Below are 16,217 nucleotides of genomic sequence, written 5' to 3'. Positions count from 1 at the left end.
AAAAGAACCCAAGTTGCAACTAAACCTTATTTGTTAATTATTCTCATTTGTTTGTATACTGTGCAAAAGTATTTAGGAACACGACGGTGCGTTTATCTGATTTAAAAGTGAAGGAGAAAGGTGTCATTGTGAAAGTGAATCGTCATTCACAAGATACACAAACTCAACCCGATCTTGTAGCAAGTCGCTTGGAAACGCTGGGTTTTATCCCCGGTACATCTGTTCAAGTGATTACAAAAGGTATTTTTGGTGGTGATCCTATTTTAATTCAAATCGGATTTACGCGTTTCGCATTACGTAAAATTGAAGCTGAAAAAATTGAAATAGAATCGGGAGTCACGGCATGAGCGATGCCTTACGTATTGCCCTTGTTGGTAATCCTAACTGTGGTAAAACTTCATTATTTAATCATTTAACAGGAACACGCCAAAAAGTTGCAAACTATGCGGGTGTTACTGTTGAACGTAAAGTAGGTCATTTTAAGCTGCCATCTGCACAGGCAGTACGCGTACTCGATTTACCTGGAACGTACAGCTTAAATGCAACCAGTCCAGATGAAGCGATCACCCGTGATGTTGTTCAGGGCAAAATTGCCGAAGAAGGACAACAAGATGCGTTCTTGTGTGTTGTTGATGCAACCAACTTAAGCTTACATTTGGGCTTGGTTTTGGAAATGATCGAACTTGGTCGTCCAATGCTGTTGGTGCTTAACATGATGGATGAGGCTCGCCGTCGTGGTATCCAAATTAATAGTCAAAAATTAGCTCAGCGTCTCGGTATTCCTGTTGTTGAAACTGTTGCAGTGCGCAATTCTGGCATTGAAAATCTGATGAATGCCTTAGAGCAAGGTAAGTATGCCACGCCGCATACTGAGCTTAGTGGTTTAAAGGGCGATCATCATCAACAAATCTCAATCATCATGAATGATGTGGTGCAATTTGTTGAGCAAGAAGATAAGCGTTCAGACTTTTTAGATAAAATTTTCCTTCATCCCGTTTTAGGTCTAGTCAGTCTTGCTGTCATGATGTTTGTGGTTTTCCAAGCTGTATTTGCTTGGGCTGCACCCTTTATGGATGGTATTGAAACTTTCTTTGGCTGGTTGGGTGAAGTGATCGGTGGTTGGATTGCGCATCCTATGCTGAACAGTCTAGTGGTCGATGGTGTGATTGCGGGTGCTGGTGGTGTCGTGGTGTTCTTACCGCAAATTCTAATTCTATTCTTCTTTATTTTGGTATTAGAAGAGTCGGGTTATTTGCCACGAGCTGCATTCTTGCTGGATAAGTTAATGTTTAAAGCAGGACTTTCTGGTCGTGCCTTTATTCCACTACTCTCAAGCTTTGCCTGTGCCATTCCTGGGATTATGGCAACCCGGAGTATTTCAGATCCGCGTGATCGTCTAACCACCATTTTTGTTGCGCCGTTAATGACGTGTTCAGCACGCCTCCCTGTATATGCCTTATTGATTGCAGCGTTTATACCTGCACATACCGTTTGGGGTATCTTTAATTTACAAGGTTTAGTGTTGTTTGCTTTATATATGGCAGGCATCGTGAGCGCTTTAGCGGTCTCATTTGTGATGAAGTTTTTCCAAAAGGACAAATCTCAGCACACTTTATTGATGGAATTACCGAGTTATCGTTTTCCAGATATTAGAAGTGTTTTCATCGGTCTACTTGACCGTGCGAAAATCTTCTTAAAACGTGTCGGTGGCATTATCTTTGCCTTATCGATCATTCTTTGGTTCTTGTGTACTTTCCCGCAACCACCAGAAGGTGCGACTTTGCCCGCGATTGATTATTCATTGGCAGGTATGTTAGGTCATTTGATCCAACCAATTTTTGCGCCACTTGGTTTCAACTGGCAAATCTGTATTGCCTTGATTCCTGCTATGGCAGCGCGTGAAGTTGTCGTGGCTGCATTGGGTACCGTCTATGCATTATCTGCTGTAGATGAAGATGCAATGACCGAAGGTTTGTCTAGCATCATTAGTGGTGGTGGCGATTTAGGTTGGTCGTTGGCAACAGGTTTGTCTTTATTGGTTTGGTTTATTTATGCACCCCATTGTTTGGCGACCTTGGCAACCATTAAGCGTGAAACAGGTTCATGGAAAACTGTTGGGATTATGACAGCCTATTTATTTGGTTTGGCTTATCTCATGTCTTACTTGACTTATCAGGTTGCGACACATTACTGGGCTTAAGTTCAGTTCAAATTTAAGCTCAGTGCCAACCTTAGCTCAGTGCAAACCTAAGCTAAACGTTGAAAAATGACATTGAGTAGATGAGCATTTTTAAAAGTGGTTTTAAGTTCGCTTCAAAGCGGTTTAAACGTAGCGCTGAGTTTTATGCAGTAAACATTGGATAAAAAATCAGGAGATTGAAATGGTTGAAACATTGATTGTCGCTGCTCTAGTGCTATGGAGCGCATTGGTGGTGTTTAAGAAAGTTTTCCCGCAGACATCAAACTCATTTTTTTCTTTATTGTCGACGGCATGTACAAGTCGAGGCTGGATGAGAGTTGGAAATTGGCTAAAACCAGCTGCGGCAGCAGGTTGTGGTGGAAACTGTGGCTGTGATGCACAAGAGGATGGTCCAAAATCTGCTCAAAAAGTAGAAGTTCAAGCAGTGAAATGGAAATAATTTAATTTCACTAATTCCAACATGTTTTAGCAGTGTGTTAAAAAGCCGTCAAATTTGACGGCTTTTTACGGTCTGACACAAAAATAATGTTTGAAAGACGAAACAAAAAAAGCAATCAAAACGGCAAAGTGCTAACATTTTGTAGATTTTAAAAAATACATGCTGGTGGGGCAAAATGTTAATACAACGTGGTGGATTAAAAGTTGTTGCTGGGCTAGGTATATCGGGAGTTTCAGCAGTCAATTTCTTGCATGAAAAAGGCTACCGTGTTGCAGTAACAGACTCTCGAGCTGTCCCACCTGGGCATAATCAAATCCCAGCAGATGTACAAACCAGTTTTGGACAATTTGACCAAGACTTATTATTACAAGCAGAAGAAATTATTATTAGTCCTGGGCTCGATCCTAAACAACCCGAAATTCAAGCTGCGATCGACCAAGGTATTCCTGTCGTCAGTGAAATTCAAATTTTACGCCGTATGACAGACAAACCCATCGTTGCAATTACTGGTTCAAATGCGAAAAGCACAGTGACCACATTGATTGGATTGATGGCAGCAGATGCAGGGGTGAAAGTTGCGGTTGGCGGAAACTTAGGTCGACCTGCTTTGGATTTAACCAACGATGATCCAGATCTTTATATTTTAGAGCTTTCGAGTTTTCAGCTTGAAACAACATCTCATCTCAATGCAGAAGTGGCTGTCGTATTAAATATAAGTGAAGATCATCTAGATCGTCACGGCGATATGTTTGGCTATCATACGGCGAAGCATCGTATTTTTCAGGGTGTAAAAAAAGTTGTCTATAATCGCGATGACTCATTAACCCGTCCATTGGTTCCAGATGCGACCCCAATGCAAAGCTTTGGATTAAATGCACCTGATATGAATCAGTTTGGTGTATTACGTGATTTGGATGGCACGATTTGGTTGGCACGTGGTCGTGAGCGCTTGTTGAAAAGTACAGACATGTATATGCAAGGCTTGCATAACATTGCCAATGCTTTGGCATGTTTGGCATTAGGCGAAGCTATTTCATTGCCTCTAGATGTGATGCTGGAAACATTAAAAACCTTTAAGGGTTTAGAGCACCGCTGTGAATTTGTCAAAGAAGTGCAGGGCGTACGCTATTATAATGATTCTAAAGGTACCAATATTGGTGCGACCTTAGCGGCTTTAGATGGTTTAGGTGCAGCAATTGAGTCTCAAGGCGCAAAAGTTGCGATCATTCTCGGTGGTCAAGGTAAAGGCCAAGATTTTAAAGCATTACGCGACTCATTATCTCAATATTCCAAAACAGCGGTATTGATTGGTGAGGATCGTCTGTTAATTGAAGAGGCTATTAAAGATACGACAAGTATTTTACATGCGCAATCTTTAAAAGAGGCGGTGATGCTATGTCAACAACACACTCAAAGCAACGATGTGGTTCTGTTATCTCCAGCATGTGCAAGTTTTGATATGTTTAGCGGATACCCTGAACGTGGACGTCAGTTTGTTAATCTTGTGAATGAACTGAATTAAAAATAATAAGGAAGACGATATGGCTGGGTTAACTCAGACGGCAATTGAAAAATTTTCACAAGCATATAACCGGTGGCTTCCTAAAGTTCCGGAAGAGATGACGACAAAGAATGTTCTGATCTTTTGTGTAATCGCTTTACTGTGTATTGGAACGGTCATGGTTGGGTCTGCATCTATGCCATATGCAGAGAGATTGCATGAAAGTCCATTCCATTATGTCATTCGACATGCAATTTCAATTGTGGTGGCTTTTTTTGCTGCTTTATTGGTTTATCGTGTTTCTTTGAATGTTTGGTTCAAAAATACATTTCCGTTGTGGTTAATTACCATTGCTTTATTGGTCGCAGTCTTGCTGATCGGTTCAGAAGTCAATGGTTCGACTCGTTGGATTCGTGTTGCTGGTTTTACCTTCCAACCGACCGAAGCTGCCAAAGTGATGATGGCAATATTCACAGCGGATTATGTGGTTCGTCGCTCTGAAGAAGTCCGCAGTAATGTGAAGGGTTTGATACGTTTAGGCGTTATCATGCTTTTGACCGTGGGACTGATTATTGCAGAGCCTGATCTGGGAGCAACGGTGGTGATTGCTTTCACTATGCTCGGTGTTTTCTTTTTGGCGGGTGCTCCGCTGATTCAATTTGGTATTGCTTTGGGCGCTATTTTAGCGGCTTTTGTATTCTTGGTGGTGTTTGAACCTTATCGTTTCGAGCGTTTAATTTCGTTCACAAATCCTTGGGCTGACCCATTGGGTACAGGTTATCAATTAACCAACGCACTTATGGCGTTTGGTCGTGGTGAATGGTTTGGCGTAGGGTTAGGCCATAGTATTCAAAAAATGTCGTATCTACCTGAAGCACATACTGACTTTATGTTGGCAATTTTAGCTGAAGAGTTTGGTTTGGCAGGTATCGCTGTTGTTTTAGGCTTATCCTTTTTAATGGTGGCAACCTGCGTGAAAATTGGCCATCGTGCTTTACGTCACCAATACTTACGTGCAGGTTATTTGGCTTACGGTATCAGTATTATTTTCTTATTACAGATTATCGTGAATGCAGGTATGAACATGGGTGTTTTGCCGACTAAAGGTTTAACTTTACCGTTTATTAGTTACGGGGGTTCATCTTTAATTATGTGTGCTGTGATGATTAGTTTGATGTTGAAGATTGATTCCACCACGCAAGTGAAGAATCCAACCAAAGAAGAATCAAGCTTCTAAATGCTTCGGTTCTGGCAATGATTATACGTCTATGCTGATGGTGTTATGACTGATTATGTAGCACCATCGGCGGCATATGTGTTCCACAATTTAAGCATACCACTTGACCTTGTTTGGCTTTGGAGAGCGGAATAAGAGGAATAAAAAATAAAGAAAAATAATTGCGCTGCTGTTTGATCTCATAAGTGCTATAGCTTTTACAAACAGGACAGTGAAACTGTCCTTTATCCGTTTTAAGCGTTTTCGGGCCGATACCAAAAATAAAAAACATAAGCTCAATATCATCATAAAAATCTATTGAAAGATATTTCTATCTCAGACACAAGTGATCTTTGTAATCATGACACGGTTTTAAAAATGTCGCTTAAACAAACGCTCATTGAATAAATGTGGCTTGAACAAATAGTGCTTAAATAAATGTTCCTTGAATTTGAGTACCAGCTGGAATCAAATTTCGTTGCCACTGCGCAACAGCTTGAAGCAACATACGCTGTGGCTGATCTAGATCGACAGCAGGTTGTCCCAATGCAAGAATAGCTTCGAGTAGTAATTGTGACGCGTGTTTGATATCGAGTGCCGCTGCTAAATTTTGTTTTGACAGTTTAGTGCCATCTTTATTCATAGCTAAAGGCAGGTGCATATACGTTAAAGGTGGATAACCGAGCAACTGCCCCAACCATATTTGACGTGCAGTATTGTCCAAAAGATCAGCACCCCTCACGACATGAGTAATACCTTGTAAATAATCATCGACCACAACGGCCAGTTGGTAATTAATAATGCCATCACGTCTTTTTAAAACGAAATCACCTAAGTCGGTGCATAAATTCGAACACTGCTGACCTTGGAGAATGTCGTTGAAACCAATGGATTGATTGCGCACTTTAACGCGAATGGCACGTGCTATGAATGGCAGATTTAAATCACGGCAAGTCCCTGCATAGATGTGATTAGAACCCAGCATTTTTCGAGTACATTGGCAGGCGTAAATGAGATCTTGAGATTGGAGCTGATCTAAAACAGATTCATATAAATCGAGACGATCTTTTTGATAAATAATAGTGTCATCGGATTCAAATCCGAACGCATCAAGACTACTGAGAATATGCTGTTCACTGTCAGGGTAGATGCGTGGAATATCGGTATCTTCAATACGAACAATCCAACGACCCTGATGGAACTTTGCATCACAATAGCTGGCAACGGCTGTTATGAGTGAGCCGAAATGCAAAGGGCCGGTTGGCGATGGCGCGAACCGACCTGAGTAGCGTATTTGCGAAACATCGTTTCGCTGCTGCGCATGAGCTGAGCTAGGCTCAGCCAAGAAATGATCAACAGTCACAATTAACCGTTATTTTGCTTCTCTTTAATTTCTGCTAAAGTTTTGCAGTCAATACAAAGGGTCGCTGTTGGGCGAGCTTCTAAACGACGTAAACCAATTTCGATACCACAAGTTTCACAGAAACCGTAGTCATCATTTTTGATTGCATCAATTGACTGCTCAATTTTACGGATCAATTTACGTTCACGGTCACGCGTACGCAATTCAATCGCAAACTCTTCTTCTTGAGTGGCACGATCATTTACATCAGGTAACGCGGTGTTCTCGTCTTGCATCGTATTTAAAGTACGATCCACTTCTGACATTAAATCTTCTTTCCAGGCCAATAAGATTTTTCGGAAGTGTTCAAGCTGACCATCAGACATGTATTCTTCATTTTTCTTAGGCTGATAAGGATCAATGCCAAATAGACTTGCTGCTTTACCACCTTCAGACGCCTTTGGTTTCGTCTTACGTACACGTTTCGCAGCAACCACGTTGGTTTCTTCCAAGACTTGATTTTGGTTGTCATTCGCCATACAGGGCATTCCTCATCATATGCATACATCTATACGCAAAAAATATGGTGATATGCAAGTGTTTTTATCGCTTCCCACAGAACATTCCGTTGGGGGCGTCATCATATAGATATTTGATCCAAGATGAAAGCAATGAATATCTATTACACGATTAGATCAATCCTTTCGGTCAGATAACTTAATCTATAACTGTTGAAAAGAAAAGCTAATAGCCTGAAATTTCTTTGTTAAATTTTTGTCGGAATTTTTGTACGCGATGCACCTTGGTTTCAAACTCACCATTCTCTTTAAGTAGGAGGCTTCGATAACCTGGCGCGATGTCATCTAAAGCAAACTCAGTACTCAACGGTTTAAATTGTACTGAGGTAGAAGGCGTCGATAAAAACTTAATATGTCGCCAAACATTCAATGAATCTTGATGCACATGCCCACAAACCACAGTCTTGATATTATTAAAAGTGGCTAATATTTCGGTCAGCTCTTCGGTATTTTTAAGTTTATGATGATCAATCCAACTCGATTTCATTTCCAAAGGATGATGATGACAACCGATCAAGATCGGATGTTGCTTATTCTGCTCTAATATTATTTTAAGATGACTCAATTGCTCTGGCTGAATCCAGCCATCTATTTTATGGGGAACCGCTGTAGTGAGTAATACTATGCGCCAATCACCCACGTTAATTATCGCAGGAATCGGGTCTGGTGATACAAAAGGAAAATACGTTATATCATCATGATTGCCGGGCGTTTGATAAAAAGGAATATTGAACTGACGCATATAAGACTGATAGCGCGCATAGGTCTCAGGTCGTGGAACTTGTGCTAAATCGCCCGTATGAATTATGGCGTCAATGTCAGGATATTTTTCTAAAACATCTTCGATCACAGCATGAAAACTGATCTCTGGATTCATTTCAACAAATGTTTTCTCAGGATCATCCATTAAATGTGTATCTGTAATTTGGATAATTATTTTTTCATGAGCATTGGCTTTTTTGAATGGAATCATCGTATGTCCTCAAGTCTGTGAGCACGTTGCGATATGCTGCTTTAACCATTGCAAAGCCATAATCACTGGGGCATTACGAAGTCGTGAAGACGAGAGTAATGCGGGCAGTTGATGATACTCGATGATATGGAGCTGAATGTTTTCACCCTCGTCTGGCATACCAAATACTCCACCGTGTTCTGGCAGTTCTGCATGGGCCACATAAAGATGAAAGATTTCGTCACAGGCCCCAGCTGAAGGATAAAAACTAAAAAGATGTTCTAGCTTGTCTATTTCACATCCTGATTCTTCTAAGCTTTCACGACGAATGCAAGTTTCTGGTGATTCATCGCCATCTAACACACCTGCGATAATTTCAAGTTGCCATGGGGAAATAGGGTCATCAATTGCACCCACTCGAAATTGTTCAATGAGTGCAAAACGTTGAAGTTGATCGTTATAAATTAATACACCTGCCGCTTCTTTGCGGTGAACCAATTCACGCTGAATGAGCGCTGTATATTCAGATTGATTAAAAAGTTGATGTCTTAAAGCGACTTTTTCTATTTCAATAAAGCCTTTATATAAATTCTCACGAGACTGAATTTCAAAATCATTGTTGTTATAAGTCGCTTGTTCTAAAATTTTCATTCGCTTAAGTTAGGATGAAATAAGTTCACTTCATCCTAACTTAGAAATGTAGAAAGACAACAATTTTTTTGTCTAATTACAGCTTCTGATACAACTTTTGTCCATGGAGATGAAATTCTGCTTTCATTGCATTGAGACCTAATTCAACATCTTGATTTGTCATTATTTGCGAGGTCGCAGATTTATTTTTTTGCGCATATTCACGCACATTTTGCGTAATTTTCATCGAGCAAAATTTTGGACCACACATTGAACAAAAATGTGCTGATTTGTGCGCCTCTTTAGGCATGGTTTCATCATGCATAGAACGTGCAGTATCTGGATCCAAGCTCAAGTTAAATTGATCTTCCCATCGAAACTCAAATCGTGCTTTGGATAAAGCATTGTCGCGGACTTGTGCGCCAGGATGTCCTTTGGCCAAGTCTGCAGCATGAGCTGCAATCTTATAAGTAATGATCCCATCCTTAACGTCTTTTTTATTGGGTAAACCCAAATGTTCTTTCGGTGTGACATAACACAGCATGGCTGTTCCATACCAGCCAATCATCGCAGCTCCAATGGCTGAAGTGATATGGTCATAACCTGGTGCAATATCTGTGGTGAGAGGGCCTAAGGTATAAAATGGCGCTTCTTTGCACACTTCTAATTGCAGATCCATATTTTCTTTGATCATATGCATCGGGACGTGACCCGGTCCCTCGATCATCACTTGAACATCGTGTTCCCAGGCACGATGAGTAAGCTCACCTAAAGTGCGAAGTTCTGAAAATTGTGCTTCATCATTGGCATCTTGAATACACCCTGGACGTAGACCATCACCTAAACTAAATGAAACATCATAAGTTTTCATGATTTCACAAATATCATCAAAATGTGTATAGAGAAAATTCTCTTCATGATGCGCTAAACACCACTGAGCCATGATTGAACCACCGCGTGACACAATACCTGTGAGACGGTTTGCAGTCATAGGAACATATCTTAAAAGTACACCAGCATGAATGGTGAAATAGTCGACACCCTGTTCAGCCTGTTCAATTAAAGTGTCTTTGAAAATTTCCCAAGTGAGATCCTCAGCAACGCCATCGACTTTTTCTAGTGCTTGATAAATAGGTACAGTTCCAATCGGCACAGGTGAGTTTCGAATAATCCATTCACGGGTCTCATGAATATTTTTACCGGTAGATAAATCCATGATGGTGTCAGCCCCCCAACGTGTGGCCCACGTCATTTTAGCGACTTCTTCATCAATACTTGAACCCAAGGCTGAGTTCCCAATATTGGCATTAATTTTTACCAAGAAATTACGTCCAATAATCATCGGTTCAATTTCAGGATGATTAATATTTGCTGGGATGATGGCACGACCTTCGGCGACTTCTTTACGCACAAATTCAGGAGTAATTTCCATGAGATTATGCGCACCAAAATTTTGCCCAGGATGTTGGCGCATATCCACAGTATCGTGTTGGCGTTGATTTTCGCGGATTGCAATGTATTCCATTTCAGGAGTGATGATGCCTTTTTTTGCATAATGCATCTGCGTCACATTATGATTGTGTTTTGCCCGGCGGGGCTTTTGAATATGCGCAAATCGAATATCGGCAGTGCGAATATCGCGAAGTCGATCACGGCCAAACTGTGAACTTAATGTATCTAAAACTTCGGTGTCGTTACGAGATTCGATCCATGTTTCACGAACGGAAGGGAGGCCTTTATTTAAATCGATCTTAATATTTGGATCGGTATAAACACCTGAAGTGTCATAGACCATGATCGGCACATTGGTTTCACCACCTAAAGATGTTGGGGTGTCTGACAATACAATTTCACGCATTGGAACTTGGATGTCGGGACGTGAACCTTGAATATAAACTTTCTGAGAGGCAGGAAGAATTCGAGTGAGATCTTTCGCATCTTGTTCATGTTGAGCTGATACATCAGCAGTGAGATTCGTTAATTGGTTCATTGCAATGATCCTTATGAAATGACATCAACGAATCAAGCACGACCAAAAACGAGGGCATTTTATCAAAGAAGATAAAAGAGGACTTGGTTTTTAGATGGCTTGATTCCTACGCAGGTATTAACCTGATCAGGTTCAACGGTACTCATCTTCAAATGTCTTCACATTTAGATGATCTCAGCGAGCGATTACTCGCGCTCCGTCAAGCGATTGCTGGATTTTAACACAGATAGTTGCTTAAAGCTGAACGTTTGAGCGATATAAAATACCTGCACCAAAAAGGTGTAATGAATAAGAAATGGCATTTCATCTGAGTAGATATTTACGCCTTGTTAGGCGTGATGAGCTGTTTTCAGAAGAGCGCTAAAGTTTTATTTAAGACAGGTTTGTTTAAGTTGAAAGATGGCAAATTTAGAAATGAAGAAAATTAGAAAATCTGATCATTAGATCTCTTTCATAAGTCGAAAAATGATCATTGAGTGGCCATAAATTTATACGTAAACATTCTTTCTCCCTTTGGTACAAGGTTAGGGAGGGAATGCTCATGATGAGTCTGTTTTATGAATAATGATTTTTGAAAGAAGTCTATTGGTCAATGTTTAATGTTTAATGTAGAAATTTGAATATCATGCTTGTTTTATACGATAAGTATTTTATTTGGTTGCGGTAAGAAGAGATGTTTAGTGCGAGCAGAGTTGTTGATTTATAGTTGGCTAATAAAAGAGATATTGAGTACAAAAAGAAATATTGAATAGAAGAACATGTTGTTTAAGCTTTGGTAATGCTGTTTTGACGATTGCTCATACAAAATCATGAGTATGCTGTTTTAAAAATATCAAACCATTTTATTAAATGTTGAGCAATTTAAAAATATTAAGCATTTATTCATCTGAGATAAATATCCCAAAAAATTTAAAAATAAATCATTAGTCATTGTCATAACAAATTGCATCACTAAAACAATCACGCTTCTGTGGCTGACTAAAATTAAAACTTTTTAAATTTAAGTAGTGTTTGATTTGCTCGGTAGGGTCATGGCTTATGGCTGCATTTGATTGTTCTGAAAGAGCAGCCTGTCTTTGCCTTGGTGTCATGCCGATGTAGTCTAAAAATAATCTGGCTTGGTCCGCTAAACGGCTATTTTTATTATGAGATAACCGTTCGATTTCATTCAGATTAGAGATTTGAATATCATCAAGACTATCAAAATGGGATGAGACAGGAGAATCCTTTAAACCGACAAACAACAAGCTGGTATAGACCTGTAGGAGATAGTGCGCATCATTTTTGAAACTAGAGTCTGGGTAATTCTTAATATAATTTTCCCACATTTGGGCACGTGAGCTAATTTCTTCAGGTGTGATGAGAATACTATTCTTTTTAAATACTGGAGTTTGGTTATGTAATGCCATTATTTGCATGAAGTTTTTTTCTGCTTCAGGGAAATAGGGTGCAAATACTTTTGCGAGATAGTAAGCATTGCGCTTATAACTAGATTTATTGTGGGAAGTGTCGACAAAATCAATATACGCTTGACCTTTATGGCGTAATAGATACTGATCACGAATATGTAGTTTTTCAAAATGGCTTTGTTGAATCGTTGGGTATTGAGATTCGTCGTGAGCATATAAATCAAATGCTTTTTGTTGTTCTGGGGTCCGATCTATTTTTAGAAATTGTACATACATTTGATCTGCTAGATGCATTAACTCTTTTTGTTCATTGAAGGACATGAGTGGCAAACAGAGTCGAATATCTTGATTAATTTGTTGTAAGGCAAAGGTGGTACGTTGTGACGAAATCGATTTCATTTCATCCTGTAAACGCTTGCAAATTAAATTTAAATCTGGCGTAGTACTCTGTTGCTCTTCTATTTTTTTTGTCTCGATACGTATTTCTTCAGGCAGCGGCTTTTGACAAGCAATGAGCATGTTACACATGATCACAATGATGAAAGTTGTACAAGCTTTGTAAGATAAATTCGTAAGATTCATTGTACCGTCAAATTAAATAAAAAGAGTGCGATATTCAGGAGTAGCTAATTCTCACTTATTTTTGTATAAACGAATGAAATAATTTGTATTTCATTCGCAAATTAGAGTTAATTAAATACAATGAATGGATCTATAGACCCTAGTCTGACTAATTTAGAAGAGTGTGAAAATTGAATTCAATTCAAAATAATAAAAAACATACGAAAAAAGTAAGCTACCGTTTTAAAATTTGCTTATTTACACCATTATTTAAATGCTTGGGCGAACCGAAATGATAAAAAAGACCTTATTTGCCGCAAGTTTATTTATTCTGAGTCCGATGAGCTTTGCTTTAAATTTAATTGAAGCATATGAGCGAGCTAAAACGACTGATCCAAACTGGCAAGCCAATTTATACCAATATCAAGCAGATCAATTGAATTTAGGTTTGGCAATAGGGAATCTTTTACCTACAGTGACTATTTCTGGCAGTGTGGCGCGTAAGAATCAAGATGTGGGTAAAAGTTCAGGTCCAAATGTGGGATTCAATTCTGCTGACTTAATCGCGGAAACCTCAACGACCAAACAAATCGCAATTACAGCACGTCAACCGCTCTTTCGTCTGGATGCATGGCAAGGCTATAAGCAAGTGAAAACCTCGGTTCAATTGAGCGAAGTCACACTGAAACTACAGAAGCAACAACATATCTTAAATGTCGCCGAAACTTATTTTAACGTACTTAGACAACAAGCGTTAACCCTGACTATTGCGCAGGAAGAAAAAGCATTGCTTGAACAATTAAACATGATGAATGCTAAATTGCGAGAGGGCTTGGTTGCAAAAAGTGATGTGAGTGAAGCCAATGCACAATATGAAAATGCGCGTGCGAATCGTATTGCAACGGGTGTACAGCTTATTCTTGCACAAGAGCAATTGGCGCAATTGATAGGCCCTTACAATGATAAGCTTGCTGTGTTACGTGATGACTTTCAATATCAAAAACCGATTCCAAATTCACTGAGTGATTGGAATAAACTGGCACAAAGTCAAAACTTAGATATCTTGCAAGCCAAGATTCAACAACAATATGCCAATGATCAACGTAGAGTTGAACAGGCGGCTCTTTACCCACAAATTGATGCTGTTGCAACCTACGGGCAAAATCAACAAAGCCCAAAAACCTTAGTGTCAGGGGATGGTCAGTTTGATCAAGTGGGCGTCGAGATGAATTGGAATATATATACAGGTGGACGTACTCAAAAAAGTATTCAAAAAGCCACGGTAAATCTGAAGAAGTCAGATTCCCAGCTTGATGCAGCCATTCGTAAAGCCAATACTGATGTAAAGAAATCTTTTTTACAGGTAGAAACAGATCAAGCCAGCATTCAAGCACGAAAAGCGGCAATGGAATCATCAGCTTTGGTTGCTCAAGCTTCAAAAGCCCAATATGATGAAGGTCTAAAGAATATGGTTGATGTATTATTGGCGCAACGTAATTCATTTTCGACGCAACAAGAATTTGTCAATGCGCAATACGATTATGTGTTGAATGTACTGAGATTAAAGGCTTCAGTTGGGCAGTTAGATGAACAAGAGTTAGAACGAATGAATGCTTGGCTGATCTATAAATAATATTTTTAAGTTTAAATCTGTCATCAAAGGTTCATCATGACTATGATTTAATATCGGAAAAATATATCGCATTAATTGTGGAGTATCTCAATTTTGAGCTCAAATAACCCTGTGTTAAGCCATCATATTTCTTCACAATTTAATGAAGATTTACAGGATGTTCATACGAAATTTATGACCATGGGTGGTTTGGTTGAACAGCAAGTGGCAAATGCGGTTCATGCACTTTTAGACACCAATGCGGATTTAGCAGTCGATGTGCAGTTTCTAGACAATACGGTCAATCGCTATGAGCGTGAAATAGATGAAGGTTTAACGCTTATCTTGGTGCGCCGTCATCCTGCTGCCAGCGACTTACGTATGGTGATTGCGATGAGTAAAGCAAATACAGACCTTGAGCGAATTGGTGATGAAGCGGCTAAAATTGCACGTATTGCACAAAATTTATGTGAAGAAGGCGAGTCTCCACGAGGTTATATGGAGACACGGCATATTGGTAATCAAGTTCGAGTCATGATTCATGATGCTTTAGATGCTTTTGCACGAGTAGATGCAGAACAAGCGCTTAGAGTATTGCTTGCAGATGCTGATATTGATCGTGAATATCAGTCTGCAACACGAACGCTAATGACCTATATGATCGAAGATCCTCGCCATATATCACGTGTGTTGAATGTGATGTGGGTATTACGTGCTTTGGAGCGTATTGGTGATCATGCTCGAAATATTTCAGAGCAAGTGATTTATATGGCAAAAGGTTTTGATGTACGTCACACCAGTGTTGAAGAGATTGAAGAAAAAGTACAAGGCACGAGTAATCACTAATACTCGACTCAACTAATAAAAGCTCCGATTAAATGGGAGCTTTTTTTAGCACGATCATTTTACTAATCGCAATTTTATAATGCATGATGCTATTTTGCATTTCTGAATGAGAAATCATGAATATTTTCAGCGCAGAGGTTCGCAAAACATGATTTAAATGCAAAGTGATTTGAATCGGAAAAAAATATTTGATGAGGATGAGAGTGGAAAAGACAAAAAAATTCCTAGATTTTGGGGGAAATCTAGGAAGGAAAACTGAGTAATCAGTAAGATATTATCAATTGTGTTAGATTAAGCATTAACGCAATCATTTGTGATGTAATTAATATAATATAAAAGAATGTAATATTCACCAACAGAATTGTGTCACTCTGTGTAATTACTGTTATTTAGTGTAAATTAAAAAATTGTTTTTGATTTATAAGTATTAATTTAAAAAATATACGAATTATTTGAGTCTGAAATTGGTGTATTTATCGCCATCTAAATATAGAAATATTTTAAGCAATTTTTATTGGATAAAGCAAAAAATGAGATTTCAAGTGAAAAATATCGTTTTAAAAAACGCATTAATATGTGCTTACCTACATATTCGCTTTTAATCTTAACCTAGTAGAGATATTTATTATGAGAAGTATCTAGAAAAGTATCTAGAAATTAAAAAAGAGCCTTGCGTAAAGACTCTTTTTAATAGACTACTTTCATAAGTCATTTCTTACATAACAAGTTCACCATCAGTAATCCCTCATTCAAGTCTTCTCCCAAAGGACGGAAGAATTTTGCATATGAATTCATTACCGCTTAATGATTTTTTTGATTGATGAAAGATTTCTAATGCTCGAACTACTCTCACAAATGTAGAAACCAACGAACATGCTCTTTTCTTTGAGTTGAGCAATGGTGTGTGAGAGGTGTGGGCGTTTTACACCTTTGTATCACGC

The 16,217-nt window shown here is 39.1% G+C and carries 14 protein-coding genes and 1 riboswitch; of the genes, 7 read left to right on the top strand and 7 right to left on the bottom strand.

Annotated elements, in window-relative coordinates; genetic code table 11:
* The first annotated feature begins 86 nt into the window (after positions 1 to 86).
* From V5M36_RS14470 to ftsW, 5 genes are all read left to right on the top strand, one after another.
* The gene (locus V5M36_RS14470) at positions 87 to 347 is read left to right on the top strand and encodes a FeoA family protein (RefSeq protein ID WP_338560263.1); all 261 of its coding nucleotides are present in this window, start codon (positions 87 to 89) and stop codon (positions 345 to 347) included.
* The gene (gene feoB / locus V5M36_RS14465; RefSeq protein ID WP_338560261.1) at positions 344 to 2,200 is read left to right on the top strand and encodes a ferrous iron transporter B; all 1,857 of its coding nucleotides are present in this window, start codon (positions 344 to 346) and stop codon (positions 2,198 to 2,200) included. The genes V5M36_RS14470 and feoB overlap by 4 nt, the downstream gene beginning before the upstream one ends.
* 181 nt (positions 2,201 to 2,381) lie before the next feature.
* Positions 2,382 to 2,639 (top strand): DUF6587 family protein, encoded by a 258-nt coding sequence (locus V5M36_RS14460; protein ID WP_338560260.1) that lies wholly within the window; start codon positions 2,382 to 2,384, stop codon positions 2,637 to 2,639.
* A 175-nt stretch (positions 2,640 to 2,814) separates the two neighbouring features.
* Complete coding sequence (gene murD / locus V5M36_RS14455) at positions 2,815 to 4,161, top strand: UDP-N-acetylmuramoyl-L-alanine--D-glutamate ligase (protein WP_338560258.1); 1,347 nt, start codon at positions 2,815 to 2,817, stop codon at positions 4,159 to 4,161.
* A 19-nt stretch (positions 4,162 to 4,180) separates the two neighbouring features.
* Positions 4,181 to 5,377 (top strand): putative lipid II flippase FtsW, encoded by a 1,197-nt coding sequence (ftsW, locus tag V5M36_RS14450; RefSeq protein WP_338560256.1) that lies wholly within the window; start codon positions 4,181 to 4,183, stop codon positions 5,375 to 5,377.
* A gap of 43 nt (positions 5,378 to 5,420) precedes the next feature.
* Here the strand turns inward: ftsW and V5M36_RS14445 are convergent, their stop codons facing one another.
* The 7 genes from V5M36_RS14445 to V5M36_RS14415 all read right to left on the bottom strand — a co-directional run bounded on the left by V5M36_RS14445 (position 5,421) and on the right by V5M36_RS14415 (position 12,776).
* Complete coding sequence (locus V5M36_RS14445; RefSeq protein ID WP_338560254.1) at positions 5,421 to 5,648, bottom strand: zinc ribbon domain-containing protein; 228 nt, start codon at positions 5,646 to 5,648, stop codon at positions 5,421 to 5,423.
* 138 nt (positions 5,649 to 5,786) lie between these two features.
* A complete protein-coding gene (gene gluQRS, locus V5M36_RS14440) occupies positions 5,787 to 6,719 on the bottom strand; it encodes a tRNA glutamyl-Q(34) synthetase GluQRS (protein WP_338560252.1) in 933 nt (310 codons plus the stop codon).
* Between the two features lie 2 nt (positions 6,720 to 6,721).
* Positions 6,722 to 7,237: an RNA polymerase-binding protein DksA gene (gene dksA, locus V5M36_RS14435; RefSeq protein WP_338560249.1), complete on the bottom strand. Its 516-nt coding sequence runs from the start codon at positions 7,235 to 7,237 to the stop codon at positions 6,722 to 6,724.
* A gap of 205 nt (positions 7,238 to 7,442) precedes the next feature.
* A complete protein-coding gene (locus V5M36_RS14430; RefSeq protein ID WP_445206336.1) occupies positions 7,443 to 8,246 on the bottom strand; it encodes a metallophosphoesterase in 804 nt (267 codons plus the stop codon).
* 12 nt (positions 8,247 to 8,258) lie between these two features.
* Complete coding sequence (locus tag V5M36_RS14425; RefSeq protein ID WP_338560245.1) at positions 8,259 to 8,879, bottom strand: NUDIX domain-containing protein; 621 nt, start codon at positions 8,877 to 8,879, stop codon at positions 8,259 to 8,261.
* 76 nt (positions 8,880 to 8,955) lie between these two features.
* Positions 8,956 to 10,848, bottom strand: coding sequence for a phosphomethylpyrimidine synthase ThiC (gene thiC / locus V5M36_RS14420; protein WP_338560243.1), 1,893 nt, complete (start codon positions 10,846 to 10,848; stop codon positions 8,956 to 8,958).
* A gap of 86 nt (positions 10,849 to 10,934) precedes the next feature.
* A riboswitch (TPP riboswitch) is annotated at positions 10,935 to 11,057 on the bottom strand.
* Positions 11,058 to 11,771: 714 nt separating this feature from the next.
* A complete protein-coding gene (locus V5M36_RS14415; protein ID WP_338560241.1) occupies positions 11,772 to 12,776 on the bottom strand; it encodes a hypothetical protein in 1,005 nt (334 codons plus the stop codon).
* 334 nt (positions 12,777 to 13,110) lie between these two features.
* Between V5M36_RS14415 and V5M36_RS14410 the strand changes: the two genes are divergently transcribed.
* Both V5M36_RS14410 and phoU read left to right on the top strand, forming a co-directional pair.
* A complete protein-coding gene (locus V5M36_RS14410; protein ID WP_338560238.1) occupies positions 13,111 to 14,451 on the top strand; it encodes a multidrug efflux outer membrane protein AbuO in 1,341 nt (446 codons plus the stop codon).
* Positions 14,452 to 14,544: 93 nt separating this feature from the next.
* Positions 14,545 to 15,276, top strand: a complete 732-nt coding sequence (gene phoU, locus V5M36_RS14405) for a phosphate signaling complex protein PhoU (RefSeq protein WP_338560236.1) — start codon at positions 14,545 to 14,547, stop codon at positions 15,274 to 15,276.
* The last annotated feature ends 941 nt before the right edge of the window (positions 15,277 to 16,217 follow it).

Source organism: Acinetobacter sp. KS-LM10 (assembly GCF_036896575.1).
Taxonomy (GTDB): Bacteria; Pseudomonadota; Gammaproteobacteria; order Pseudomonadales; family Moraxellaceae; genus Acinetobacter; species Acinetobacter avistercoris.
The sequence above is the reverse complement of the archived record's forward strand: the minus strand, read 5'-3'. Positions and strand labels throughout refer to the sequence as shown.

Excerpts from the sequence above, each read along its gene's own strand:
- ftsW (WP_338560256.1), top strand. The coding sequence starts at position 4,181 with ATGGCTGGGTTAACTCAGACGGCAATTGAAAAATTTTCACAAGCATAT.
- V5M36_RS14460 (WP_338560260.1), top strand. The coding sequence starts at position 2,382 with ATGGTTGAAACATTGATTGTCGCTGCTCTAGTGCTATGGAGCGCATTG.
- dksA (WP_338560249.1), bottom strand. The coding sequence starts at position 7,237 with ATGGCGAATGACAACCAAAATCAAGTCTTGGAAGAAACCAACGTGGTT.
- V5M36_RS14445 (WP_338560254.1), bottom strand. The coding sequence starts at position 5,648 with ATGTTTTTTATTTTTGGTATCGGCCCGAAAACGCTTAAAACGGATAAA.
- thiC (WP_338560243.1), bottom strand. The coding sequence starts at position 10,848 with ATGAACCAATTAACGAATCTCACTGCTGATGTATCAGCTCAACATGAA.
- V5M36_RS14425 (WP_338560245.1), bottom strand. The coding sequence starts at position 8,879 with ATGAAAATTTTAGAACAAGCGACTTATAACAACAATGATTTTGAAATT.
- V5M36_RS14415 (WP_338560241.1), bottom strand. The coding sequence starts at position 12,776 with ATGCTCATTGCTTGTCAAAAGCCGCTGCCTGAAGAAATACGTATCGAG.
- murD (WP_338560258.1), top strand. The coding sequence starts at position 2,815 with ATGTTAATACAACGTGGTGGATTAAAAGTTGTTGCTGGGCTAGGTATA.
- V5M36_RS14410 (WP_338560238.1), top strand. The coding sequence starts at position 13,111 with ATGATAAAAAAGACCTTATTTGCCGCAAGTTTATTTATTCTGAGTCCG.
- feoB (WP_338560261.1), top strand. The coding sequence starts at position 344 with ATGAGCGATGCCTTACGTATTGCCCTTGTTGGTAATCCTAACTGTGGT.